Genomic DNA, 230 nt, shown 5'->3' with positions numbered 1-230 from the left:
ACCTCCACGGGCACGGTGGCGCGCAGGGGGCCTACGACAACGGGCCGGACGACATCGCCGCCGCGCTAGCGATGCACCGGCAGCACGGTACGACCCGCGCCGTGTTGAGTCTTGTCGCGAACCCCGTCGCTATGCTGGCCCGCTCGCTGGACACCATTCGGGAAGCGATGTCAGACGATCCCTTGATTCTCGGTGCCCACCTCGAAGGGCCGTTCCTCTCCCCGCATAAC

Annotated in this window: 1 pseudogene; it reads left to right on the top strand. The window is 67.4% G+C overall.

The features are described 5' to 3' along the window. Positions 1–230: pseudogene (locus tag BV453_RS01975) on the top strand (N-acetylglucosamine-6-phosphate deacetylase); the annotation flags it as partial.

The organism is Microbacterium sp. ER1 (assembly GCF_023383675.1).
Taxonomy (GTDB): Bacteria; Actinomycetota; Actinomycetes; order Actinomycetales; family Microbacteriaceae; genus Microbacterium.
The sequence above is the reverse complement of the archived record's forward strand: the minus strand, read 5'-3'. Positions and strand labels throughout refer to the sequence as shown.